The organism is Phenylobacterium sp., from assembly GCF_028290885.1.
Classification (GTDB): Bacteria; Pseudomonadota; Alphaproteobacteria; order Caulobacterales; family Caulobacteraceae; genus Phenylobacterium.
In genome coordinates this window covers 1-25,976 of sequence record NZ_JAQGIZ010000139.1, presented here as the reverse complement: position 1 = coordinate 25,976, position 25,976 = coordinate 1, and the positions used below count along the sequence as shown (strand labels likewise).

Annotated in this window: 18 protein-coding genes; 14 read left to right on the top strand and 4 right to left on the bottom strand. The window is 68.4% G+C overall.

Annotated elements, in window-relative coordinates:
* The first annotated feature begins 62 nt into the window (after positions 1-62).
* The 13 genes from JWP28_RS09375 (at position 63) to JWP28_RS09315 (ending at position 18,169) form a co-directional block, all read left to right on the top strand.
* Complete coding sequence (locus tag JWP28_RS09375) at positions 63-2,888, top strand: M14 metallopeptidase family protein (RefSeq protein WP_299542352.1); 2,826 nt, start codon at positions 63-65, stop codon at positions 2,886-2,888.
* A 97-nt stretch (positions 2,889-2,985) separates the two neighbouring features.
* Entirely contained in the window at positions 2,986-4,332 is a 1,347-nt protein-coding gene (locus JWP28_RS09370) for a 2-hydroxycarboxylate transporter family protein (protein WP_299542350.1), read from the top strand.
* 273 nt (positions 4,333-4,605) lie between these two features.
* Positions 4,606-6,837, top strand: coding sequence for a TonB-dependent receptor (locus JWP28_RS09365; RefSeq protein ID WP_299542348.1), 2,232 nt, complete (start codon positions 4,606-4,608; stop codon positions 6,835-6,837).
* Between the two features lie 141 nt (positions 6,838-6,978).
* Positions 6,979-8,055, top strand: a complete 1,077-nt coding sequence (locus tag JWP28_RS09360; protein WP_299542346.1) for a substrate-binding domain-containing protein — start codon at positions 6,979-6,981, stop codon at positions 8,053-8,055.
* On the top strand, positions 8,052-9,086 hold the full coding sequence (locus JWP28_RS09355) for a substrate-binding domain-containing protein (RefSeq protein WP_299542344.1): 1,035 nt from the start codon (positions 8,052-8,054) through the stop codon (positions 9,084-9,086). The genes JWP28_RS09360 and JWP28_RS09355 overlap by 4 nt, the downstream gene beginning before the upstream one ends.
* A 122-nt stretch (positions 9,087-9,208) precedes the next feature.
* Positions 9,209-11,014, top strand: coding sequence for an ATP-binding protein (locus JWP28_RS09350; protein ID WP_299542342.1), 1,806 nt, complete (start codon positions 9,209-9,211; stop codon positions 11,012-11,014).
* Entirely contained in the window at positions 11,011-12,387 is a 1,377-nt protein-coding gene (locus JWP28_RS09345; RefSeq protein ID WP_299542341.1) for a sigma-54 dependent transcriptional regulator, read from the top strand. The genes JWP28_RS09350 and JWP28_RS09345 overlap by 4 nt, the downstream gene beginning before the upstream one ends.
* A 286-nt stretch (positions 12,388-12,673) precedes the next feature.
* Positions 12,674-14,830 (top strand): PepSY domain-containing protein, encoded by a 2,157-nt coding sequence (locus JWP28_RS09340; RefSeq protein WP_299542339.1) that lies wholly within the window; start codon positions 12,674-12,676, stop codon positions 14,828-14,830.
* Positions 14,831-14,994: 164 nt separating this feature from the next.
* Positions 14,995-15,750, top strand: coding sequence for a hypothetical protein (locus tag JWP28_RS09335; protein ID WP_299542337.1), 756 nt, complete (start codon positions 14,995-14,997; stop codon positions 15,748-15,750).
* Entirely contained in the window at positions 15,750-16,310 is a 561-nt protein-coding gene (locus JWP28_RS09330) for a cytochrome b/b6 domain-containing protein (protein WP_299542335.1), read from the top strand. Before JWP28_RS09335 ends, JWP28_RS09330 begins: the two co-directional genes overlap by 1 nt.
* A 5-nt stretch (positions 16,311-16,315) precedes the next feature.
* Complete coding sequence (locus JWP28_RS09325) at positions 16,316-17,176, top strand: hypothetical protein (protein ID WP_299542333.1); 861 nt, start codon at positions 16,316-16,318, stop codon at positions 17,174-17,176.
* A 51-nt stretch (positions 17,177-17,227) separates the two neighbouring features.
* Positions 17,228-17,506, top strand: coding sequence for a helix-turn-helix transcriptional regulator (locus tag JWP28_RS09320; protein ID WP_299542331.1), 279 nt, complete (start codon positions 17,228-17,230; stop codon positions 17,504-17,506).
* A gap of 168 nt (positions 17,507-17,674) precedes the next feature.
* On the top strand, positions 17,675-18,169 hold the full coding sequence (locus JWP28_RS09315) for an SRPBCC family protein (RefSeq protein WP_299542329.1): 495 nt from the start codon (positions 17,675-17,677) through the stop codon (positions 18,167-18,169).
* A 13-nt stretch (positions 18,170-18,182) separates the two neighbouring features.
* Here the strand turns inward: JWP28_RS09315 and JWP28_RS09310 are convergent, their stop codons facing one another.
* The gene (locus tag JWP28_RS09310; RefSeq protein WP_299542327.1) at positions 18,183-20,426 is read right to left on the bottom strand and encodes an ATP-binding protein; all 2,244 of its coding nucleotides are present in this window, start codon (positions 20,424-20,426) and stop codon (positions 18,183-18,185) included.
* A gap of 172 nt (positions 20,427-20,598) precedes the next feature.
* On the opposite strand from JWP28_RS09310, the gene JWP28_RS09305 reads away from it, so the two are divergent.
* Positions 20,599-22,428 (top strand): NAD(P)/FAD-dependent oxidoreductase, encoded by a 1,830-nt coding sequence (locus tag JWP28_RS09305; protein ID WP_299542325.1) that lies wholly within the window; start codon positions 20,599-20,601, stop codon positions 22,426-22,428.
* On the opposite strand, the gene JWP28_RS09300 is transcribed toward JWP28_RS09305, so the two are convergent.
* From JWP28_RS09300 to JWP28_RS09290, 3 genes are all read right to left on the bottom strand, one after another.
* Positions 22,425-23,459 (bottom strand): hypothetical protein, encoded by a 1,035-nt coding sequence (locus JWP28_RS09300; RefSeq protein ID WP_299542323.1) that lies wholly within the window; start codon positions 23,457-23,459, stop codon positions 22,425-22,427. The two genes, JWP28_RS09305 and JWP28_RS09300, sit on opposite strands and share 4 nt — an antisense overlap.
* A 91-nt stretch (positions 23,460-23,550) precedes the next feature.
* Positions 23,551-25,716, bottom strand: coding sequence for an outer membrane beta-barrel family protein (locus JWP28_RS09295; RefSeq protein WP_299542322.1), 2,166 nt, complete (start codon positions 25,714-25,716; stop codon positions 23,551-23,553).
* Between the two features lie 132 nt (positions 25,717-25,848).
* The coding region (locus JWP28_RS09290) for an SDR family oxidoreductase (RefSeq protein WP_299542363.1) at positions 25,849-25,976 on the bottom strand (128 nt) is incomplete at its 5' end.

Here is a 25,976-nt window from a genome sequence, read left to right as displayed (position 1 = left end):
TATCGACGGCCATCGCGTGGGCTTGGCGGACTCGGCCGAGCCCCGGGGGCAGGGGGAACTCAGTGAAATCAGCACTCTTCGCGGGCCTGGCGCTCGCCCTGGTCTTGCCAGGCGTCGGTCTCGCCCAGACCGCGCCGCACGTCACCACGCCGAAGGAGGCCTTCAACGGGTCCGAGCCGGGCGACGATTACTTCCTGGCGAACTACGACCAGACGACGGCCTATTGGCGCAAGCTGGCCGGCGAAACCGACCGCATGAAGCTCGTCAGCCTGGGCAAGAGCGTCGAGGGCCGCGACATCTGGATGGCGATCGTCTCGTCGCCGGAGAACCTGAAGAACCTGGAGCACTACCGCGGCATCGCGCGGCGGCTGGCCCTGGCCAAGGACCTCACGGACGCTGAGGCCCACGCGCTGGCGCGGGACGGCAGGGCGATGGTGTGGATCGACGGCGGCCTGCACGCCAGCGAGGTGTCGAACGCCCAGACCCAAATCCAGATCGTCTACGAAATGGTCTCCAGGATCGACCCGGAGACGCTGCGCCTGCTGAACGACGACATCACCCTGTTCGTCCTGCCCAATCCGGATGGGCACCAACTGGTCGCCGACTGGTACATGCGCAAGCCGGACCCGACGGCGCGCAGCCTCAGCGACCTGCCGGTGCTCTACCAGCGCTACGTCGGGCACGACAACAACCGCGAATTCTACATGTCCGACATGCCGGAGACGACGGCGATCAACAGGGCCATGTTCAAGGACTGGTTCCCGCAGATCATCTACAACGAGCACCAGACCGGGCCGCTGGGCGCGGTGGTGTTCATCCCGCCGTTCCGCAACCCGTCGAACTATCACTACGATCCGCTGGTGCTGAGCGAGCTGGACGGGGTCAGCGCCGCCATGCACGGGCGGCTGATCGCCGAGGACAAGCCGGGCTCAGCCGAGCGTAGCGCCGCGCCCTATTCCACCTGGTTCAACGGCGGCCTGCGAACGACTTCCTACTTCCACAACGCCGTGGGCATCCTCACCGAGATCATCGGCAGCCCGACGCCGATGCAGTTGCCGTTCGTGCCCAGCAAGCAGCTCGCCAATCAGGACGAACTCTATCCCGTGCCGCCGCAGATCTGGCGCTTCAGGACGACCATCGAATACATCAAGACGATGGATCGGGCGGTGATGGACTACGCGTCCAAGAACCGCGAGGACCTGCTCTACAACCGCTATCTCATGGGCCGCAATTCGCTGAAGCGCGGCGCCGAGGACTCCTGGACCGTCACCCCGAAGCGGGTGGCCGCCGTCGAGGCCGCAGCCAAGGCCAATCCGCGAAGCGACGCGGTCGTCCGCGGCGACGGCCTGGCCGGGAACGGCGACCAGAGCACGGTCGTCGACGCCAAGCTCTACGACAGCGTGCTGCACGATCCGGCGCAGCGCGATCCGCGCGGCTACATCCTGCCGCTCGACCAGCCGGACCTGCCGACCACGGTCAAGTTCCTCAACGCCCTCATCAAGTCCGGCATCGTGGTCGACAAGGCGACGCAGGCGTTCACGGTCAAGGGCAAGACCTATCCGGCCGGGACCTATGTGGTGCTGTGCGACCAGGCCTATCGGCCGCACATCCTCGACATGTTCGAGCCCCAGGACCACCCGCAGGACTTCGAATTCCCAGGCGGGCCGCCGATCAAGCCCTACGACGTCACCGGCTACACCCTGGCCTTCCAGATGGGCGTGAAGTTCGACCGCATCCTCGACGGCTTCAGCGGCCCCTTCCAGCCGGTCACCGAGGTCATGGCCCCGCCGCCGGGCAAGGTGATCGGCTCCGGCGGGGCGGGCTGGCTGCTCGACCATCGGACGAACAACAGCTTCACCCTGACCAACCGCCTGCAGAAGGCGGGTGTCCCCGTCTACTGGATGAAGACCGGCGTCTCGGCGGACGGCCAGGCCTTCGGGCCGGGCGCGGTGTGGGTTCCGGCGACGGCGGCCGCGCGCGGAGTGATCGCCAAGAGCGTCGTCGACCTGGGCGTGAACGCCTACGCCGTCGGCTCGGCGCCGAAGGGTGAGAAGATGGCGCTGAAGGCGCCGCGCATCGGCATCGTCGACACCTATGGCGGCCTGATCCCTTCAGGCTGGATGCAGTGGGTCGTCGAGCAATTCGAGTTCCCCTACACGCTCGTCTATGCGCCTGAGCTGGACGCGGGCGACCTGAACGCCAAGTACGACGTCCTGCTGTTCGTCGACGGCGCCATCCCGGGGGCCGACACCCGCTACGGCGGCGTGCGCGGTTCGCTGCCCAGGCCCGAGGAAGTGCCCGAGAAGTATCGCAAGATGCTGGGGCGCATTACTCAGCAGACGACGCTCCCGCAGGTGAAGGCCTTTGTCGAGAACGGCGGCACGGCCATCGCCATCGGCGGCTCCAGCCGGCTCGGCGAATACCTGGGCTTGGTCGAAAACCCCCTCGTTCAGCGGGCCCCGGACGGCAAGACCCAGCCACTGCCCTCCTCGAAGTTCTACATCCCCGGTTCGATCCTGGCGGCGAAGGTCGATAACAAGGACCCGCTCGGCTACGGGTTCGGCGACACGGTGGACCTGTTCTTCGACTCGAGCCCGGTGTTCAAGCTGAAGGCGTCCGGCGATCAGGTGAAGTCGGTCTCCTGGTTCCAGGGCGAGGACCCGCTGCTCAGCGGCTGGGCCTGGGGCCAGAAGGCGCTCGACGGGACGAGCGGGATCGTCGACGCCAGTTTCGGCGCCGGCAAGGTGTTCCTGATGGGACCCGAGGTCGCGATGCGCGGCCAGGCCTACGGCTCGTTCAAGTTCGTCTTCAACGGCCTGATGTACGGACCCGCGGTGCAGGCGAAGCCAGCCAAGGCAAGGTCGTCGGCCCCGGCACCTGGCGACTGACCGCGCGGACCTTAGAAGGCACATCGAAGGCGCGGCGATACACTGAGGCCGACCGCGTGACGAGGCCGGCGTTCGTCCGGGCCAGGTGAGGACTTCGATGACCCAGATGACCGCAGACGAGCCGACCGGAGAAGGCGCCTCGGAGTCCGCCGCCCTGAAACGCTGGTGGAGCGTGATGGACCTGCGCATCGGCATCGTACCCGTGCCGGTGGCCATCGTCGTCCTGGGCGTCGCCGCGGTCTATGTGCGGCTCGGCGAGGCGCCTTCCGACATCCTGATGAACATCGCGGTGCTCGCCACCGGCGGCTTCCTCTGCGGAGAGATCGGCAAGCGAATGCCGGTGCTGCGCCACCTGGGGCTGGGGGCGATCCTGGCGACCTTCGTGCCGTCCTACCTGAAATACGCCCACCTGCTGCCGCAGCCGATCGTCAAGTCGATCACCGACTTCACCGACAGCTCCAACTTCCTCTACCTGTTCATCGCCTCGATCATCGTGGGCTCCATTCTCGGCATGGACCGGCGCGTGCTGATCGCCGGCTTCGTGAAGATCTTCATCCCGCTGATCGTGGGCTCGGCGGTGGCCTTTGCGGTCGGCTGCGGGGTCGGAACGGCGCTCGGTCTCGGCTTCACCCACACGCTGTTCAAGATCGTCGTGCCGATCATGGCCGGCGGGGTGGGCGAGGGGGCGATCCCGCTCTCCGTCGGCTATGCGCAGTTCTCCCACCAGCCGCAGGGCGACCTGTTCGCCGAGGTGTTGCCGGCGGTGATGCTGGGCAGCCTGACGGCGATCGTCTTCGCGGGCCTGCTGAACTTCGTCGGCAAGCGCTATCCGAACCTGACCGGCGAGGGCCAGCTGCAGCCGGGCGAGCAGGACGTGCACCTGGGCGGCGACGCGGCGGTGAAGTTCGCGCCCACGCCGCAAGCGGTCGGCGCCGCCGTGGTCATGGTGGTGACGCTCTACCTGCTGGGCGCGCTGGCCCAGAAGCTCTGGAACTGGCCCGGGCCGGTGGTGATGCTGGGGCTGGCGGTGCTGATGAAGCTCGGGCGGATCGCCTCGCCCCGGCTGGAGCAGGGCGCCTACGCCAACTACCAGTTCTTCTCCGCCTGCGTGACCTACCCGCTGCTGTTCGCCATCGGGGTGGCCAAGACCCCGTGGGAGAAGCTGATGGGCGCCTTCAACCTGCCCACCGTCACCACCATCGTGGCGACCGTCGCGGCGCTGATGGGCACCGGCTTCGTCGTGGCTCGCTTCGTCGGCATGTACCCGATCGAGGCGGCGATCGTGAACGCCACCCACTCCGGCCAGGGCGGCACCGGCGACGTGGCCATCCTCACCGCCGGCAACCGTATGCAGCTGATGCCCTTCGCCCAGATCGCCACGCGCATCGGCGGGGCGATCACCGTGACCCTGGCCCTTATCGCCTACGCAAAGTTCGGACGCTGAGCCGGCGAGCCCCGCGGCGGCCGGCTCCGGCGCCTGCGAATCCGCGCCGTCGACTTGTGCGAAATTCCACACAGATGCGGCGAGTAGCTGGGCGGATTTCCGCGTCCGTCCAAACGGATCTACCAATAACGTGAGATAAATCAGATATATACGACTTCCGCGTTTCGCGTCGTTGGGGACGCGCGGCGGTGTAGATTCGCCTGGACCTCGAAGAATGGGTCGAGACGTAAAGAGTCCGCGGGATCGTGCGGCGAAATAGGGGGAAGCGAACGAATGACGAGTCGCAGCGCGATGCTGTGCGGCGTGGCCGCATTGGCGCTTACGTCGATGGCGGGCGCCGCAGGGGCCGCCGAAGCCCCGGCTCCGGCCACGGCCGCGGCCGGCGCGGCCGAAGTCCAGGAGGTGGTGGTCACCGGGCGGTTCCTGGCCACGGGGGCCCAGAGCGCCACCAAGCTGGACCTGTCGGTGATGGATACGCCGTTCTCGGTGTCCGCTTATACCGGCGCCTTCATGAAGTCGATCGAGACCACCAACGTCTCCGATCTTTACCGCTACATGACCGGCGTCGCGCGCAGCGGCGCCACCGGCTACGACATGACCCTGCGCGGGTTCAAGACGGCCTCGACGGATCGCAACGCGATCCTCGTCGACGGCCTTCCCGGCCTGACGGTCCGGTTCGGCTCGCCGCCGACGGTCGGCACGGAGCACATCGAGCTGGTGAAGGGGCCGAGCTCGGTCCTCTATGGGCAAGGCCAGCCCGGCGGCTTCGTGAACATCATCACCAAGAAGCCGCTGCAGACTCCGCAGCTCACCGTGGAGGCCGAGGGTCTCGGCTACGCCTCCAATTGGGCCCACGGCAACGGGTATGATGCGTCGATCGACGCGACCGGACCGCTCGGGGCCAATGGCGCGGTCCTTGGACGCGTGATCGCCGAGTACGGCGACAGCACCGGCTTCCGCGATCACCAGTTCGCCACACCTGTCTATATCGCGCCCAGCCTGACCTGGGAGATCGGGGCCCACACCCAGGCGACGCTTCTGGTGGAGGCCCGCAGCACGTCGGTCAGCTTCGACAGCGACCTGATCGCGCCGCTCGACAAGCTTTCGCTGCTTCCCAAGTACACGACGAGCTACCAGCGCGCCGGCGACATCCTCAAGGAGCGCGGCGTCGGCACGACGCTGCTGTTCAACCACGACTTCGAAAACGGGGTGAAGTTCAACCTCGGCGTTCGGGACGTGCAGCACAAGGACCATACGACCGGCATGGACGTCGTCGGGTTCGCGGACCCGGCCAATACGCGGCTGCAGGTGCGCCTCCGCGACGTGCTCAACACCCGGACCTACGACTTCGCCGACGGCAACTTCAGCATCCCGTTCGATACCGGCGCCATCAAGCACAAGGTGCTGGTCGGCATCTCGGGCGGCCAGGAGATGCAGGATTTCAATCGGCTACGGTATTACACCGTGCCGACCACGGGCGCGGGCAGCTTCACCCTCGACGTCTACAATCCGAGCTACGCGGGCTTCCCCCAGGAGTCGGCCCTGCCCACCACCAACCCCGGGGCGGCCGGCCTGAAGGCGCTGAACGATCCGCGGACCATCTCGAAGACGACCGGCGCCTACGCATCGGACTTCATGACCTTCACGGACCAGTGGAAGGCCATGGTCGGCGTCCGCTACAGCCGCGACCAGCAGAGCTTCCACGAGCAAAGGGCGCCCGGCGTTCCCGACCGCTCATCGGATGTCCACGACGTCCTGCCGCTGGCGGGATTGATCTACGAGCCGACCTCGGACCTGACGCTCTACACGAGCTACACGACCTCGTTCGTCCCAATCCTGGCGTCCGCGGTCGACGTCAACAACGAGAACCACTTCGCGCCGACCAAGGCCCATTCCATCGAAGGCGGCGTGAAGGCCAACCTGTTCGACAACCGGGCGAACGTGACCGCGGCGATCTTCGATATCAAGAAGACCGGGGTCACCAGCACCTTCACGGTGGGCTGCCCCACCTTCATCGGCACCTGCACCCAGCAGGTCGGATCGGAAGAAGCCAAGGGCCTGGAACTCGAGGTCAGCGCCAGGCCGATCGAGGGCTGGTCGTTGATCTTCGGCTACGCCTACACCGACTCCAAGGTCACATCCTCGCCCGACCCTGTCACCGTTGGCCGCGAGGCCACGGACGCGCCGAAGAACGCCGCCCATATCTGGAACCGCTACGACTTCTCGAGCGGCCCGCTGGCCGGGCTCGGCGTCGGGCTTGGCATATCCTACACGGGCAAGCGCGAGGGCCTGCTACCGACCACCAAGGCGCCGGACGTCACCACCCTGCCGGCCAACACCCTCGCGGACCTGGCGTTCTACTACACCCTGCGCAAGTACCAGATCACGCTGAAGATCTCGAACCTGACGGACGAGCGCTACGTCGAGAGCGAGTCCCTGGGGAACACCATCCTGCCCGGCGCCCCGCGCCAGGTGGTGCTGGCGGTGAGGACCACGTTCGACTGACCGCCGGGCCCCTCGACCTCCCCCGAGGGGCGCCCAATCCGAGCGGGACTACCCAGGCGCGACGAGCCCTTTCAGCCAGATTGGGTTCGTCCGCCTGGTCCACTTCCCTGGTCGCGTGACCAACTTCTGGAGGGCCTGGACATGACCGGATGCTTCACCCGAAAGGACGTCGGCAGAATCCGCGTCGCGCAGGTCTGCCTTCAGGCGCTGCTCGCGAGCGTCGCGTGGAGCTCAAGCGCCCTGGCCGCCGCGGCCGTCGACCCGGACCTGCCCGCCTACCGTCCGGCGGAAAAAGGCGTCTCGGCGCCGACGCACGGACGCTACGTCGACGCAGCCGGCGCCGTGCGGATCGCCGGGGCGGACAACGCCCGCGTGATCATCGAAGGGTTCGACGCGCTGTTCGCCAAGACCCATCCCGGCGCGAAGTTCAGCCTGGACCTGAAGGGGACCGGCACCGGAATCCCGAACCTGACGCACGGCGTGGCGGCGTTTGTGGTGATGGGCCGCGGGGTCACGCCCAATGAACTGGTCCCCTACACGAAGATCGTCGGCGCGAAGCCGCTGGAGATCCGGATCGCGCACACGGCCTACGCCTCTCAGACCTTGGCCACCTCGCTGGCGGTCTACGTCAACCAGGCGAACCCGATCAGCCGGCTGACGCTGGCCGACGTCAGTCGGATGTTCACGGCGGACAACCCGGGGGGCGACGCAACCTCGTGGGGCCAGGTTGGCGAGACGGGGCCGTGGGCGAAGGCGCGGATTCATCCGGTCGCCGGGTCCATGCACGCCGGCTTTGGCAGCTACCTCGAGGCCGTGCATTTCGCCAACCGCCCGCTCGCGCCGCAGGTCGAGGAGTATGGAAACACCGGTGACGTCCTGAAGCGCGTCGGCGAGGATTCCCTGGCCATCGGCATCGCCGCGACAGGGCGAACCGATCCGGGCGTCAAGGTCGTGGCGCTGGCGGCGGAGCCGGGCGGCGCCTATTCGACCGGCGTCAGCGCCGACGTGGTCGCCGATCGCTACCCGTTCGGGCGATACCTCTACGTCTATGTTCGGCGCGAGCCCAACAAGCCGCTCGATCCCCTCGTCAGGGAGTACCTGCGCCTGGTCCTTTCAAAGGACGGACAGGAAATCATCGCCGCCCAATCCAACGGCTACCTGCCGCTGTCGGCGAAGGACGCCGCGCTGGAAATGGCCAAGCTGGAGAAAGCCCAGTGACCAAGCTGCAGACCCGCCTGGCGATCATGCTCGCCGCCTGTGCATGCCTGGCCGGGGCGGCCCAGGCGCAGGACTCTTCGCTGCCCGCCTATCAGCCCCAGCGCCTGGCCCGGCCGGCGAGCGCGCCCTACCTGCTGCGCGACGGCTCGATCTACATTGTCGGCGACGACGCGTTGGACGAGGTCATCGCGAAGCTGGACGGGCTGTTCGCCAAGACCCATCCGGGCTTCAAGTTCACCACGCTGATGAAGGGGTCTTCCACCGCGATCGGTGGGCTTACGGCCGGCGTTTCAGCGCTGGGCCCGATGGGCCGCGCCGGGTGGCCCGACGACCTCGCCGCCTTCAAGGAGACTTACGGCTACGAACCGACCGACATCCATATCGGCTACGACAGCTTCACCCATCCCGGACACAAGAACCCGCCGGCGCTCTATGTGAACGCCGCCAATCCGCTTGCCGGCCTTTCGGTCGAGGACGCGGCGCGGCTTTTCACCTCTGGGATGGCGAAGGGGGACCTCTCCCACTGGGACCAGCTCGGCCTGGGCGGCAAGTGGAACAAGCGCCTCATCCATCTCTATGGCCTGCGCGACGACGGCGGCTTCGCCACCTCGATCCGCGAGACGATGATGGGCAAGCATCCCTTCTCGCCGCGCTATGAGACCTTCGAGCGGCCCCAGGACGTCATCGCCGCGGTGAGCCAGGACCCCTATGGCATCGCGCTGATGGGGTTCTTCAATGCCGAGGAGGCGCCCGGCGTGAAGCTGGTTCCGTTGGCGTCCGGCGGTGGCGGAAGCTTTGCGGCGCCGTCCTACGAGGCCGTGAAGGCCGGACGGTATCCCTTCGCCTCCTACCTGCGGATCTACGTGAACCGTCGGCCGGGCTCGCCGCTCGATCCCTTTGTGAAGGAGTACCTGCGCATGGTCCTGTCGCGGGAGGGCCAGGCGATCATCGCCGCCGGACGCGACACCGAGCAGGGCTTTGTGCCCCTGGAGCTGCCCGCGCTTCGCGCGGAACTCGCCAAGCTCGACTAAGCGTCATGGGACCTTCAACGGCGTGAGTTGTGGCGACGCACAGTCCTAAGGTGTGCGAACTTCCGCCTATCCGCCGGAGGGCTTGTGCGGTATTTCGCCAGCTGCGGGCGGGAGGTGCAGCCATGGCCGTCTTCACCACCCAAAGACTGCGCTGGGCGGTATTCCTCGTCCTATCTGTCGCCGCCCTGACGGCGGCGATCTGGATGACCGGCAGTTGGGCCCGAACCGGGGCGGTCGCCGTCGCGGTGCGCCACGCCAAGGGCGACGCCAACCTGCGCGCGGCGGCCCTGGAAGCCGACCTCGACAAGCATCGCGCGCTGCCGATCGTCCTGGCTTCCGACCCCGATGTGCGCGCGGCGTTGGCGAACCCCAGCCGCAAGCGATACGCGGTCCTGAACACCAAGCTCGAGCAGCTCGGCGAACAGACGCACGCGACCGCGATCTACATCATCGACAAGACCGGTCTGACCGTGGCTGCGAGCAACTGGCGCTCGGCCGCCAGCTTCGTCGGCTCGAGGTACGGCTTCAGGCCGTACTACCGAGAGGCGATGGCCCGCGGGGCGGCGGAATATTTCGCGCTCGGGACGGTGTCGAAGGCGCCTGGGCTGTATCTGGCGCGGCGGCTGGACGGGCCGGCCGGCCCGCTGGGCGTCCTGGTCGTGAAGGTCGAATTCGAGGACCTCGAGCGCGCGTGGGCCAAGCTCGTCGATCCTTCGTTCGTGACCGACTCCAACGGCGTGGTGCTGATCTCCAGCATGCCCAGCTGGCGCCTGCGGGCGCTCAATCCGCTGCCGGCGCAAGAGCGGCTCAAGCTGCGGGCGACGCAGCAGTTCGGCGCCTCGCGCCTGGACCCGCTGCCGCTCGTCCGGACGCCGCACAACCCGATCATCAAGGTGGACATGCCCGGAGACCGACGCCAGGTCGAGGGCCAGATCCCCGTCGATGCGCTGGGATGGCGGGTGCACGTGCTCGTTCCGGCGGGGGCGGCGATCGACGCCGCGGCCGGCGGCGCGCGCGCGGTGACCGCCCTGGTCGGGCTAGCCTTCGTCGGTGTGCTGGCGTTCGGCCTGTTTCTGACCGGCCGTGCGGAACGCCAGGAGCGGCGCCGGATGGAAGCGCAGATGGAACTGGAAGCCCGTGTGGTCGCACGGACAGCGGAACTGTCGGAGGCCAACGCCAGGCTGCAGCGCGAGATGGAGGAGCGTCGGCGCGCGGCTGCCGAACTGCAGCGCCTGCAGGAACAGGTCGTGCAGGCCAACAAATTGGCCGCGCTGGGCCAGATCGCCGCCGGCGTGGCGCATGAGATCAACCAGCCGGTCGCCGCGATCCGCACCTACGCCGACAATGCCCGCGCCTTCCTGGATCGGCGCGAGTCCGACAGCGCTCGCGAGAACCTCACCATCATCGCCGGCCTGACGGAGCGCATAGGGGCGATCACCGGCGGGTTGAAGAACCTCGCGCGCAAGCCGGCGGCCGGCGACCTGGCGACGATCGACCTCAATACGGCGCTGGACGGGGCCATGGTGGTGATCGGGCACCGGCCCCGTCGCCAGGGCGTCAAGATCAGCCGCGAGGGCGACGCCGACGTGCAGGTGCTGGGCGACGGCATGCGGATCGAGCAGGTGCTGGTGAATCTGATCCAGAATGCCTTGGATGCACTCGATGGCCGGGGTGACGCGGCGCTGCGGCTGCGCGTCGAAGGCGATCCGGTGAAGGGCCGTGTCATCGTCACCGACAACGGTCCGGGTCTGGACCCGGAGGCGGCGCGCGGGCTGTTCACGCCCTTTGTGACCACTAAGCCGGAGGGGCTGGGGTTGGGGCTGGTCATCAGCCGCGACATCGCGCGCGACCTCGGCGGGACCTTGGAGGGCGGCGCCGGTCCGGACGGCGGCGCCGAGTTCGTTCTGTCGCTAAGGAGAGCCTCGTGAGCGCGTCAGCCGGGTTCGTCCTGTTCGTCGATGACGACACGACGCTTCGCGCCGCCAACGTCCAGGCCATGGAGTTGGCCGGACTTGAGGTGCGCGCGGCCCACGACGCGCCCAGCGCCCTGCGGGCGATCGCGGCGGACAGCCCCGCCGTCGTCGTCACCGATGTCCAGATGCCGGGGATGGACGGCCTCGAGCTGTTCCGCCGGGTGCGCGAGATCGACCCCGACCTCCCCGTGGTGCTGATCACCGGCCATGGCGATATCTCCATGGCTGTGGCCGCCATGCACGAGGGCGCCTACGACTTCCTGAGCAAGCCCTACGCCACCGAACACATGATCCGCATCGTCCGCCGCGCGGCGGACACCCGGCGGCTGGTGCTCGAGAATCGCAGCCTTCGGTCTGAAGTGGCGGCGGCCGAAGCCGACGGGCCGCTGATCGGCGTGGCGCCGGTGATGGAGCGGCTGCGTGACACGATCCGTCACGTCGCGGCGGCCGAAGTCGATGTCCTGGTGGAGGGCGAGACCGGGGCCGGCAAGGAAGTCGTCGCCCGGCTTCTGCATCGGCTCAGCCACCGACGGGGCCGCAGCTTCACGCCCATCTCCTGCAGCGCCCTTCCCGAGAGCGTCATCGAGAGCGAGCTGTTCGGCCATGAGATGGGCGCGTTCCCGGGCGCGGTGCGCAAGCGCGTCGGCCGTATCGAGGCGGCCGACAAGGGCACGCTGTTCTTCGACGAAATCGAAAGCCTGCCGCTGGAGACGCAGGGCAAGCTCCTGCGGGTGCTCGAGGAGCGCGCGGTGACGCCCCTGGGGGCCAACGACGTCCGCAGTCTCGACTTCCGCGTCATCGCCGCCTCGAAGGTGGACCTGGCCGAGGAGGTCAAGCGCGGCGCCTTCCGCGCCGACCTTTTCTACCGCCTGGGGGTGGTCAGGATCCACGTCCCGCCGCTGCGCGAACGTCGCGCCGACATCCCGATCATATTCGGGCACTTCCTGGCCGCAGCGGCGGCGCGCCTGCGTCGCGAGCAGCCGCCCCTGACCGACGCTATCCGCCGCAAGCTCCTGGAGCACGACTGGCCGGGCAATGTCCGCGAACTCGAAAACTTCGCGACCGGCGTGGTGCTCGGCATCGATGGGCAGCCAGGATCGGCGGGCGGCGATGCGTCCGTCCAAAGCCTCCCGGAACGCATCGAGGCCTACGAGGGCGCGCTCATCCGCGAGGCGCTCGCCAGCCACGCCGGCGACGTCCGGTCCACCCTGGAGACGCTGCTGATTCCGCGGAAGACCTTCTACGACAAGCTCCAGCGACACCACATCTCGATCGACCATTACCGACCCGCTCGCGACGTCGGCCCCTCGGCGAAGCCGGTGCGCTGACGCCCCCATCTGTGTGGAATGTCGCACACGTTCGTGCCATCGGCGTGCCAGGCGTCGCGCAGCGTCAACGGTCAGTCGTGAATTCCCGAAGAAATTCAACGGCCACCGTCGGGACAAAATCGACTGGCGACCCTCTTGGCGCAAGATAGACTCGGCCACACGCAACGCGATTTGAGACGGGGAAACCCCGCGGCGTGAGGCGTGAATTGGGTAGGAGACGCGTGATGGGCGAAGGCGGCCGAGGTTTCAACCCGTTGACCGTCTCTCCGGACCTGGGGGTTGCCCGGTGACCGCGCTGGCGTCGAACTCCCCGGCGCAAGGCGCCGCGCCGCCGGTGGCGACGACGGCCCCGTCGTCCGCCCGCTCCGGTTTCCACAAGACCCTGATGTGGCTGCACACCTGGGTTGGGCTGACCTTCGGTTTCGCCCTGCTGTTCCTGGCGGTGACGGGCGGGGTGCTGGTGATGCGCCCGCACTTCGAGGACGCCCTCAACAGGCGCCTGGTGTCGGCGCCGGCCTGCGCCGCGCCGCTGGCCCTCGACGACCTCGCCGCCCGCGCCCGCGCCGCGCACCCCGAGGACAAGGTCGGCAGCATCGAGATCAACGCCGATGCGGCCTCCTCGATCGCGGTGAAGTTCAACAACAAGGACTACGTCTATCTCGATCCCTGCAGCGGCCGGGTGCTCGGCCAGCAGAACCAGTACGGCGGCCTGTTCGGCGTCATCGACGGGCTGCATCGCTTCCGGTTCATCGACAACGGGCGGAAGATCGGCGGCACGCTGAGCGCGATCACCCTGGTTTTTCTGGTGATCGGCGGGGTCTACCTGTGGTGGCCGCGCTCGCGCCGGGCGCTCAAGGGCGCGCTCACCTTCAACGCCCGGAGCCCTGGCATCGGCCGCACCCTCAGCCTGCACAAGGTGGTCGGCGTCTACGCCGCTGCGTTGCTGCTCGCGATGACGATCACCGCGCTGCCGCTTTCGTTCGACTGGGCCAAGAACTTGATTGTCGTGGCCACCGGCACGCCGGCGGATTCGGCGCCGCCGCCGGAGGCTGCGGCTGGCTCGGCGAAGCTCCATGCCGGCGTCAAGGGCGCCGCCCGGGCACCCGGCCAAAAAGCCAAACGCCTCAAGATGCAGGACCTGTGGGCCCTGGCGAAGGCCGACGTCCCGACCCTCAAGTGGGCGTCGATCAAGTACCCCAAGAAGGACGGCGTGGTCGAGGTGGAGATCCTCGAGCGCGGCATGCCGCACGCCAACGCGAAGTCCTTTCTCTATCTGGACGCGGCGACCGGCCAGACCCTTCGTTTGAGCCACTATCTGACCGACACCACGCTCGGGCGGAAGGTCTACCTCTACATACTGGCGCTGCACTCCGGACTGGTCGGCGGCCTGCCGTACCAGCTCGCCCTGATGCTGGTCTGCTTCTCGGTGCCGGTTCAGGCCTACTCGGGCTTCAGCCCCTATATCCGCAAGCAGTTCCGCAAATCCGCCAAGGCCGGGCTCTCGCTCAAGCTGGTCGCCAAGACGGTCGAGGCCGAGAACATCTGCAGCTTCGAGTTCGCCGACGCCAGGGGCCGGCCGCTGCCGGCGTTCAGCGCCGGGTCCCACATCGACTTGACCGTAGGCCCGGGCCTGATCCGGCAATTCTCGCTCTGCAACGATCCGAAGGAGACCCACCGCTATCTCATAGCGGTCCTGCGCGAGCCGCAGTCCCGCGGCGGCTCCCGCACCCTTCATGACGCGCTGGAGGTCGGCGATGTGCTGGAGGCGAGCCTGCCGAAGAACCACTTCCAGCTCGCGCACGCCGCCGGTCGTTCGATCCTGATCGCCGGCGGCATCGGCATCACCCCGATCCTGTGCATGGCCGAGCGGCTGTCGAACATCGGCGCCGCCTTCGAGCTGCACTACGCGGTCGCAAGCACCGCCAGGGCGGCGTTCGTCGACCGGCTCGAGCAGGCTGCGTTCGCCCAACAGGTCAAGCTCTACGTGAGCGACGAACGCCGGCGGCTCGATACTTGGGCCCTGCTGCGAGACGTCGATCCGGACGCCCACGTCTACGTCTGCGGACCGGAGCGGCTGATCGACGACGTTCTGGCGGCGGCCCGCGCTCTCGGTTGGCCCGACGCCAACGTCCATTGCGAATATTTCGTCGCCGAGGCGCACGACACCAGCAACGACCGCGACTTCGATGTCAGGCTGGCGAGCACGGGGCTCACGATCCACGTGCCGAGGACGACCTCGGTGGCCGCGGCCTTGGCCAGCCATGGAGTCGACATCCCTATGTCGTGCTCGGAAGGCGTTTGCGGCACCTGCCTGACCCGCGTGCTGCAGGGCGAGGTGGCGCACCGCGACCGGGTCCTCTCGGCGGCGGAGCGGGCGCGCGGCGATCAGTTCACGCCCTGCTGCTCGCGGGCGACGGGGCCGCTGCTGGTGCTGGATTTGTAGCGATCGGCCGGCGTTGGGCCTCGGCTCGCGCCGGAGGCTCGGTGAATGTGCTCGACCCGAGCGCGCGTTTGGATGGAGTTGGCATGGTGTTGGGGGGCAGGGACCAGGGGGCGAGCGCGCGGCGCTCGCGCCGATGGCGCCGTGATTGGGCGGGTCTTCTGGGCGTGGCCGTCGCGGCCGCGACGTCGACGGCGGCTTTCACAGCCCGCGCGGCCGACGAGGAGATCCAGGTCTACATGGACGAGATGGACGCCAAGGGGGCGTACGGCCTGGACGTCCATGTGAACTACGTCTCCAAAGGCCGTGGCGCGGACGTCGACTATGCGGGCCAGATGGCCTCGCAGGGCCGCTGGCGGATCACCCCGGAGTTCTCCTACGGCCTGACGCCCAACATCGAGCTGGGCGCCTATCTGCCGCTCACCACCATCGACGAGCACGGCAAGGCCGAGGTCGGCGGCGTGAAGGGCCGGATCAAATTCATCGCCCCGAAGGCTGCCGACAGCCCCTTCTTCTGGGGCGTGAATTTCGAGCTCGGCAAGGTGCGGCGCGACCTCGACATCAATCCCTGGAACGCCGAGCTCAAGGGCATCGCGGGTTACCGGAAGGGTCCGTGGACCGTGGCGGGCAACTTCAACGTCGACTGGGCGGTCTCCGGCCCGGCGCGCGGCCCAACGGCCTACCAATTGGCGACCAAGGTCACCTACGCCGTGCACGAAGGCTTCGAGGTCGGCGTCGAGAACTACAACGGCCTCGGCGATGCACAGCGTTTCGGGCGCCTCAGCCAGAACGACCAGCAGGTGTTTGCGGTCATCGACAAGTCCTTCGGCAAGTGGGACCTCGATCTCGGCGTCGGCCACGGCTACGGCCAGCCTGAGGATCGCTGGGTCTTCAAGGCTATCGTCGGCGTGCCGATCGACTGATGGCCAGGACGCTCAACCCTTCCACCGGACCGGTCGCCTACGGTCCTGTCGCCATGGCCCTGCATTGGGCCATCGCCGCGCTCATCGTCGTCGCCGGAATCCTTGGCCTGCTCCACGATTCCTGGCCGAAGGCGACGCAGGCCTTCTGGATCAACATCCACGCCGTGACCGGCCTGTTGATTCTGGCGCTGGTTGCGGCGCGGATCTGGTGGCGGCTGCGGCACACGCCGCCCGATCTGCCGCCCGACGTCGGCGAGTTTTCCGCCCGGCTGTCCTACCCGGTCCACCTGCTGCTCTACGCCTTGCTGCTGGTCATTCCCCTGATCGGCATCGTGACCTTCGTCTGGCATGGCCGCGTCTTCGATTTCGGCCTCGTCCGGCTGGACTTCGGCGTGAAGTCGAACCGGGCGGTCTTCCACCCCACCGAAAACCTCCACGGCTACCTGGCCTATGCGCTGTTCGGGCTGGCCGGACTGCACGCCTTGGCCGCGCTCTGGCATCACCTTGTCCTGCGCGACGGTGTGCTCATGCGGATGTGGCCATCCAGCAAACGGACATGACCCCTATGCGAGTCCTCACGATCCTGGCGGCGGCGATCGCCTTGATGGCTGCAGCTCCGGCGGCCCGCGCCGCCGACTGGCGTGACCAGGGGGCGAGGTCGCTGATCATCACCTATCAGGTGGCGCCGGCGGACCGTCCGGCGTTCAGGGCGGCGGTCCGCCGATCGACCCTGCCGCGACTGGACGGCCTGCGCTCGGCGGGCGAGCTCACGTCCTACCACGTGCTGATGAGCCGCTACGTGGACAGCGCCGGCTGGGACATGATGGCCATCCTCAATTTCCGAAGCGCCGAAGACCTCGCGCACTGGCGGTCGATCGAAACGATGGCCCCCGCCGGCCTGGATCCGCAGGCGTCGCGGCTGGTCCGGGGGATCGCATCGGCGCCGGCCGACCCCGCCCGCACGGGCGCGTCGCGGAGCGCGTCGGGCGAGGCGCCCGTCTACCTTGTGGTGCCCTACGACTATCTGGTCTCGACCGACGACTACCTGACCTACGTCGACGGCTACCTGCTGCCGCAGGTGAACGGGTGGATGGACGCGGGCGCGCTGGGCGCCTACGGGGTCTATCTCGCGCGCTACTATCCCGGTCGTCCCTGGTCCTCGATGCTGCTCCTGGAGTACCGCGGCGACGCCGGCCTGGCGCGCCGCGACGCGGTCGTGAAGGCGGTCCGCGCGTCGCTGGCGGCGTCGCCCGAATGGAAGAAGATCGCCGACAACAAGAGCACCGTGCGGGTGGAGAAACTGGCCGTCGTCGCCGATGAGCTGTTGCCTGAACCCGCACCCAGGCTCGTCCACAAGGGACGCCGCGACACGCCCGGCGCCCGTTCCGAACCAGGTCGCGGGCGGCCCTACCTCCACACACCCTAGGAGGGCTGACGGTCCTCCGGCCTCGCCAACACTTGAAGGACCCGCGTTCCGATGCCGCCTATCAGGATCGTCCAGCGCCGCCCGAATCCGGTTTTCAGCGCCGAATATCGCCAGCTCGTGGCGATCCTCATCGAAACGCGCCGGCACGCCGGCGTCAGCCAGCGCGCCTTGGCCGACAAGCTCGGAAAAGCCGCCTCGCACGTGACGATGATCGAGCGCGGCCAGCGTAGGGTCGATGCCCTCGAGCTCTATCGGGTGGCCAAGGCGCTGGACGTCGACCCCGTCGAACTGTTTCGGCGGATCGCCTTCAGTCTCGAGGGACTTGGCTAGGGTAGGACCGCCCGGCCGGCTCGGGCGGCGGCCGGCTTTTGGGCGAGCCCGCCGGACGACGCAAGCCGACCCCGCGCGGCAGGCGCAGAGCAAAGAATTTGCCTGCCCTGTCGGCTGGGAGGATGCTGCCGCGTCTTTCAGATGAGCATCTGGAAGAGGAGCCTCATCATGGCCGGCCCAATCAACTCCGACACCTTCCGGGTGGAGCGTTCGATCGTGATCGACGCCCCCGCGCAGGCGATCTTCCCGCAGATCGACGACTTCCGCGCCTGGGCGGCCTGGTCGCCGTACGAGAAGATGGATGCGAACCTCGGCAAGACCTACTCAGGTCCGGCCCGCGGCAAGGGCGCGGCCTACGCCTGGGTCGGCAGGAAGGCGGGCTCCGGACGCATGGAGATCGTCCAGTCCGACGCGCCGTCGAAGGTCGTCATCCAGCTTGATTTCAGCAAACCGTTCACCGCGCACAACACCGCGGAGTTCACCCTGGCGCCGCAAGGGTCGGGCACGAAGGTGACCTGGGCCATGTTCGGCCCGAACACCCTGATGTCGAAGGTGATGGGTCTGTTCTTCAGCATGGACAAGCTGGTCGGCCCGCAGTTCGACGAAGGGCTGACGAGCCTCAAGCGCCTGGCCGAACAGAAGGCCGGCGCGGTTTCCGCCTGACGGGCTCGCCGGCTCAGCCGGCGATCCGGACGATCTCCGCGAGCATCTGGCCTGGCGAGAAGGGTTTCGGCACGAAGCCGTTCATGCCCGCGGCGCGATAGGCCGCCTGGTGGTGGGTCATGACGTCGGCGGTGAGCGCCACGATCGGCACGTCCGCCTGCGGCTGCGGCAGGTCGCGGATGCGGCGGGTGGCTTCCATGCCGTCCATGCCAGGCATGTTCACGTCCATCAGGATCAGGTCGTAGCCGCCGCGGGCCGCCGCGGCGATGGCCGCTTCGCCGCTGTCGGCGGTCTCGGCCTCGGCGCCCAGCGCCTCGAGCGACTTCAGGCCGATCACGCGGTTGGTGCGGTTATCGTCCACCAGCAGGACCTTCAGGCCCGCCAGCGGCGCATCGCCGGCCTTGGCCTGCGGCGCGGGCGTGAGGGGTTCGGCATGCGGCGCGGCGATCTCGAACCAGAAGACCGAACCCACGTCCTCGGTGCTCTCGAAGCCCATCTCCCCGCCCATCAGCTCGGCCAGGTTGCGGGAAATGGCGAGGCCAAGGCCGGTGCCGCCGAACTTGCGGTCGGGCCCGGCGTGGGCTTGCTGGAAACGGTCAAAGAGCGCGGCCTTGGCGTGCTCGGGCACGCCGACGCCAGTGTCGTGCACCTCGCAGCGCAGCTTTCGCGGCGCGCCTTCGACGTAGCGCATCCGCACTTCCACGCCGCCGGTGTCGGTGAACTTGACGGCGTTGCCGATGACGTTGAACAGGCACTGGCGCAGGCGGACCGGGTCGATCTCCGCCCAGCCCATCTGCTCGGCGACAGCCCGCATGTAGAGGTTCTTGGTGTCGGCCTGGGGATGCAGCAGAGCCACGACGCTGGCCATCACCGCCGCCGGATCGGTGGGCGTCGGCGCCACCTCCAGCTTGCCGGCTTCCATCTTGGAGAAGTCGAGCACGTCGTCGATCAGTTGGGCCAGCATGTCGCTGCAGGCCAGCGCCTCGCCCAGGAGGTCGCGGCCCTCGACGCTCAGCGCCTCGCGCTCCAGCAGGTTGAGCACGCCCACGATGCCGTTCATCGGCGTGCGGATCTCGTGGCTCACCGAGGCCAGGAAGCTGGACTTCGACGCCGTCGCCGACTCCGCCAGGCGGCGTGCGTCGGTGAGCGCCAGCTCCTGGCGCTTCTCCTCGTCGATGTCGAGCAGCAGGCCGATGCCGCGGACGGGTGCGCCGGCAGGGTCGCATTCGGTCTGCCAATAGACCCGCACCCAGATCGCGCCCTCCGCGCGCACCACGCGGGCCTCGCTGGAGACCGCCTGGCCGGCCTTCTGGCTGGCCTCGCCCATGGCGCGCAAGGTGTCGCGGTCGTCGGGATGGAAGATCATGCGCGGATCGTCCGCCGCAGCGGCGGCGGCGATGGCCTCTTTACCCAGGACGTCGCGGAACTCCGGCGACAGCCAGTACTCGCCCTTGAGGTAATCGTAGCCGAAGACGCCGGCGCGGGCGGCGGTGAGCGCCAGCTTCAGCCGCTGCGCATTGGCGTTGGCTTCGTCCCGGGCCTGGGCCAGGTCGGTGACGCTCTGGCTGATGCCGTACATCTCGTAGCGGCCGGATTTCAGCTTGCGGCCCGAGCGGTAGAGCACCCGCAGGTGGCGCCAGCCCCCGTCGCCGGTCCGGTAGCGCATCTCCGCCTCGGCCGCGCCTTCGCCGCGGGTCAGGCGTTCGCGGATGGCGTCGTCGATGGCGCGGTCGTCCTCGTGCTGAACGGCTCGCAGAGCGGCGAGCGGCACGGGTTCGCCGATCGCCGCGTGGCCCAGCGCGAGTTCGCTGGGAAAGTGATAGACCTCGGCGTCGGGGTCGTAGCGCCAGACGCCGACCTCGGCGTCGTGCATCAGCCGTCCGCGAGCCGCGAAATCGGCCTTCATCCGCTCGAGCACGGTGCGCTCGCCGGTGACATCGACGAGGAGCGCCAGGGTTTGCTCGCCGTGGGCCTGGAGGTCCAGGCGCAGCCAGCGCGGCCCGTCGGCGTATTGGAAGCCGAAGGTCTGGACGCCGTCGCCGGGCGGGACATCGCTCGCCGCCGAGCACAGGCGCTCGCGCAATGGCTCGCCGAGCAAGCTGGCGGCGGGCACCTCCAGCAGCTCCGCCAAGGCGGCGTTGACCTCCAGGATGGCGAGTTCGCCATCCAGCACGGCCATCGGCATCGGCAGGGTCTCGAAACCCAGGCCGTAGGCCCCGCCGGTCGCGGCGTCCTTGGAGGCGTGCAGCGCTGCCATCGGGGAAGGATCGCGCCATCAGGTTAAGGCTTCCTCCTATCTGTCGGCTTCCGGACATTTTCCGGCGCCAGCCGCCTTTCGTAAGCGGGGTATGGCGCGCGCGATTGCCGCCTTGATTGTCGTCGCGTCACCTCTAGCCTGATGCCGAAAACGCCGAAGGAACGCCGACGCCATGACCGACACGCTCGACTCCGTGGGGACCGAAAAGCCGGCGGCCAACGACCTCGGCTTCGATCCCGAGGCGTTGCGGGCCAAATACCGCGAGGAGCGCGACAAGCGCCTGCGCGGCGACGGCAACGCCCAGTACCGCGAGATCGCCGGCGAGTTCGCCCACTACCTCGAAGACCCCTACGTCGAGCCGGGATTCACCCGCGAGGCGCTGACCGACGAGGTCGAGGTGGTGGTGGTCGGCGGCGGCTTCGGCGGCCAGCTGGCGGCGGCTCGGCTGCGCCAGGCGGGGATCAAGGACATCCGCATCATCGAGAAGGGCGGCGACTTCGGCGGCACCTGGTACTGGAACCGCTATCCCGGCGCGGCCTGCGACATCGAAAGCTACATCTACCTGCCGCTGCTGGAAGAGCTGGGCTACGTGCCGACGGAGAAATACGCCCGCGCGCCGGAGATCCTGGCCCACAGCCGGGCGATCGGCGAGCATTTCGACCTCTACAGGGGCGCGCTCTTCCAGACCGAAGTGACCCGGATGGCCTGGGACGAAGCCTCGGCGCGCTGGATCGTCGAGACCAGCCGCGGCGACGCGCTGAAGGCGCGGTTCGTGGTGATGGCCAACGGGCCGCTGCACCGGCCGAAGCTGCCCGGCATCCCGGGCCTTTCGAGCTTCGGGGGCCACTCGTTCCATACCAGCCGCTGGGACTACGACTACACCGGCGGAACCTCCGACGGCGGGCTGACCGGCCTGGCCGGCAAGCGCGTAGGCGTGATCGGCACCGGGGCGACCGCCGTGCAGTGCGTGCCGCACCTGGGCGAAGGCGCTGGCGAGCTCTTCGTCTTCCAGCGCACGCCTTCCTCCATCGACGTGCGCAACAACCGGCCGACCGACCCGGACTGGGCCGCGAGCCTCGAGGCCGGTTGGCAGCAGCAGCGGATGGACAACTTCAACATCCTGCTCTCCGGCGGCTTCCAGGAGGAGGACCTGGTCAACGACGGCTGGACCGACATCATCGGCAACATCCTGCTGCTGGCCCGCAGGAAGATGGCCGCCGGCGAGGTGGTCGAGAACCCCGCCGCGCTGATGCAGCTCGCCGACTTCAAGAAGATGGAGCAGGTGCGCGCCCGGGTCGACCAGACCGTGCGCGACCCCGCCACCGCCGAGGCGCTGAAGCCCTACTACAACCAGTTCTGCAAGCGGCCGTGCTTCCACGACGAATACCTGGCCGCCTTCAACCGGCCGAACGTCCATCTGGTCGACACCCAGGGCAAGGGCGTCGAGCGGATCACCGAAAGGGGCGTGGTGGCAAACGGCGTCGAGTACGAGCTCGACTGCCTGATCTACGCCACTGGCTTCGAGGTCGGCACCGAATACACCCGCCGCTCAGGCTATGAGCTGCACGGGCGCGGCGGCCTGACGCTGTCGGAGAAGTGGAAAGACGGGCTCTCGACCCTGCACGGCCTGCACAGCCGCGGCTTCCCCAACTGCTTCATCATCTCCAACGCCCAGTCGGGGTTCACGGCGAATTTTCCGCACATGATCAATGAGCAGTCCAAGCACATCGCCTACGTCCTCAAGCACGCCGCCGACCATCAGGTGCGGGTGGTGGAGGCTTCGGCGGAGGCCGAGGAGGCCTGGGTGCAGACCATCATCGACCTCTCCATCATGCGGCAGAAGTTCCTCGAGGAGTGCACGCCCGGCTACTACAACAACGAGGGCAATGTGCAGGCGATGAGCGCCCGCAACGGCTCCTACGGCGCGGGGCCGGTGGCCTTCGCCAAGGTGCTGGAGGACTGGCGCGCGGAGGGGAGCCTCGCGGGACTGGAGCTCAACTAGCCGCCGCTGACGTCCACGCCCTCAATCTTGCGACCCTCCTTCTCCGCCTGCCGCGCGCCGGCGAGGATGCCGGGCAGGGCGTAGTTGCCCTCGTGGCAGGCGTACTCGTAGACCGGGCCCTTGGTGGCGTTGAGCGGCATCTCGGCCTTCCACACCTGGCTGTAGGTCGCCGGATCGTCGACGGCGAACCGGTAGAGGATCTGGGTAGGCGAGACGCGGGTGAAGCGCTCGGTCACCCGGGCCGCGGGCGACAGGTAGATCGAGTTGTCGAAATAGGGCCTGAGGCTCTCGCCCGGATTGAAGTTGGTGGTCTCGACCACCAGGGTGTCGCCCTCCCACCAGCCGACGCTGTCGCCCATCCAGGGCCGGATGTCGGCCTGCGGATGCTTGCGGTCGGTGAGCCGCACGATGCGGGCGTCGTGGTTCATCTCCACCAGGATCGCGACGGCGTCCTTCGACTGCACGATCTGGTAGTTGTTGTTGTAGAGCACGTTCAGCATCGGCGGGCCGGCCGTGGAGCCGAAGCCCAGGATGCAGCGCTCGCCCAGCGGCCGGGTTTCCGGCCCGTCCCAGCCGTTCCGGGCCTTGCGTAGGGCCTCGACATAGGCCTTCCGTCCGGCGGGGCTGTAGGGCAGTTGGCCGTTCGCGGGATCGACGAGCCAAGAGGTGCGCACCTGGCCGTCGATGCGGCCGAGCGCGACGCCGGGATCGGTCCAGGCGGCGTTATAGCCGCCCGGGTCGTTGGCCGCGGGCGGGGCGCCGGCGTTGGGGTCGCTGGGCTTGTCCTGCGCGGCGCGGAAGGCCGCACGGCGCTTTTCCACGGCCTGCGCCTCGGCGTCGGTGAGCGTGAGGGTCTTGAACATCGGCGGCCGCTGCAGGCTGGTCAGCGAGGCGTTGGTCCAGGTCCCCTGCAGGTCGGGCTGGCCGAAACCGTTCTTCGGCGCGTGATAGCCGGCGGCCTGCGCCGTGGCGGCGGCGGCCAGCAGGCTCAGGAAGGCGAGGCGGGCGAGGGGACGGGCGAGGCGGGTCATGGGGCGGATTGTTCGCCGCCGCGGCCCGGCTTGCAAGCGGGCTCGGCCACCGCCCGGGCAGGGGCGGCTGCTCGCGAAGGTAACCGCCCCTCTACTGGTCGTAGTCGAAATTCGGGGACTTGGCCTTGGCCGGGGCGCCGAAGGTGTAGACGAAGCCGATATAGGCGACCCGCCCGAGCTGATGGCGCACATAGGTGTCCTGCAGTTGCGGCGTGCTCACGACCCGGGTGAACCTCTGGCCGTCGAACAGGTCCGAGACGGTGAACACCGCGGCGAGGTCGGGCCGCAGCTGGCGCCGATAACCCAGGTTCACCTGGTTGATCGCGCCGACGAAGCCCTGCGGCGTCAGCCGCCGGTCCGTTCGGGTGAAGGAGATCTGCGCCGTGTCGGCGGTGGTGGGCCGGTAGTCGAGCCCGGCCTTCAGGTTGAGCCCGTTGGTCGATTGCAGGCCGGCGCCGCCCAGCGACCCGGGGTCGATCTGGGCATGGAACAGCTCACCGCTCAGGTTGAACGAGAGCTGGGAGCCGAGCTTGCCGTTGGCGTTGAAGTCGAGGCCCGCCGATTGGCTTTTCGGCAGGTTCATCTTGGTCGCCAGGACCACATCGGCGCTGACCGGGGTGATCACGTCGGTGACGCTGTTGCGGTCGACCCGGTAATAGGCCGTGGCGCCATAGGTCAGCCGGCTCACGGTTCCGGCGTAACCCAGCTCGTAGGACCAGGTGTCCTGCGGCAGCAGGTTCGGATTGCCGGCCCGCAGGTTGTGGGTGTCCTGGTAGTCGGTGAACGGATTGAGCGACTCCGGATTGGGCCGCGTGACCCGCCGGCTGACGCTGGCCATGAGCTTGGCGTCGTCTCCCAGGGCGCGGTCCAGGTGCAGGCTCGGATAGGCGCCGAAATCGTCGCGGCCGCCCGCGACGCCGCCGGTGATCTGCAGGGTGGAGACGTGCGTCGCCTCCAGCCGCAACCCCGCCTGCAGCCGCCACGGCCCGAGCGGGGTCTCATACTGTCCGTAGGCGGCATTGACCTGCTGGCGGTAGCGGAAGTGGTTGGTGACGGCGGGATTGGTCGCGCGCTGGCCGGTCGCCGGATCGAGGTTGTCGCCGACGTTGTCGAAGGCGTTGCGGTCGTCCTCCAGATCGTAGCCGAGCTTCAGCTCGCGGTCGTGGGCGAGCGGCAGGTCGTAGTCGGCGCTGAACTCGGTCTTCACGAGGTCGAGGCCCAGGCGGAGGTCGTCGAAGCTGGGGACGGCCGCGGGCAGGGTGAAGGTGTTGCGATAGGCGTAGCGTTCGCGTTCGCCGGTGACGCTGCGCTGCACCGCCAGGTCCAGCGTCTCGCCGGGGCGCCAGAGCTTCTGCTCGAAGCGGGCGCTTTCGTCGGCGTCCACGCTCCATTCGTGGCCGTCGCTGTGGCGGTCGGAGATGCTGGCGGGCGAGGCCGCGGTTGGTCCGCTCAGGTCGTGCTGGTCGAAGTACCGCTGGCCGGTCAGCTCGCGGTGGCTGAAGGAGGCGCCGAACGACTGGCTCGCGTTCAGCTCGTAGTCGAGGCCCGCCTTCACCGACGGGATCAGCCTGCGGAAATGCTCATCGATGCTTTGCTGGCTCTGGACGAGCGCATTCGAGGCGGGGTCGGTTTCCGACCGGTTGGTGGTCGTAAGCCGCTCCTTGGCGTCCTGGCGAAGGCCGACACCGCCGGACAGCTTGAGCTTGCCGCGGTTGTAGGCGCCATCGAGGCCGAGGACGTAGCGCCGCTGGTCGCCGACGCTGAGGCGGCCCACCCCGGAGAACCCCGGCTGGCGGGTCTTCTTGGTGACGATGTTGATCACGCCGCCCGACCCCTCGGCCTTGAATTGCGTCGGCGGGTTGGTCAGCACCTCGATCCGGTCGATGTCGCTGGCCGGCAACTGCAGCAGGCTGAGGCCGCGGGTGGCGCCGGAGAACTGCGCCGAGGGCTTTCCGTCGACCAGGATCGTGACGTTGCCGTCGCCGCGCAGGGTCGGCACGCCGTCCGCGTCGACCGCCACCGAGGGCACCTGGTTGAGCACCTCGGCGGCGGAGCCCGAGGTCGCCTGCAGGTCGTTGCCGATGGTGTAGACCTTGCGGTCGAGCAGGGTTTGCGTGGGGGGCCGCTCCGCTGTGACCACCACGGCGCCCACGGTGACGGGCGGCGCCGGGGCCGCGGAGGTCCCCGCAGCCTGAGCCCGGGCGCCCGCGGCGGGGGCGAGCGCCAGCAGCGCCAGGAGCCCCGAGACACGACGCATGTAAGATTCTCCCCGGGCGACTCAGGCGTCCATTTGCACGGGGCCACCTGACGGGCTGATGACGGGCGGATTGGCATTCGCCAAGCTGACGGTGGTTTGCGAGACCCGCTGGGCCGCGGTCGGGCTCTAGCCCTAGGCGTTCCTGGCCATCAGGCCGCCGTCCACGGGGATCGTGGCTCCGGTGATGTAGGAGGCGGCGGGCAGGCAGAGGCTCAGGGTGATGTGGGCCACCTCCTCCGGGCGGCCGTAGCGGCCGAGCG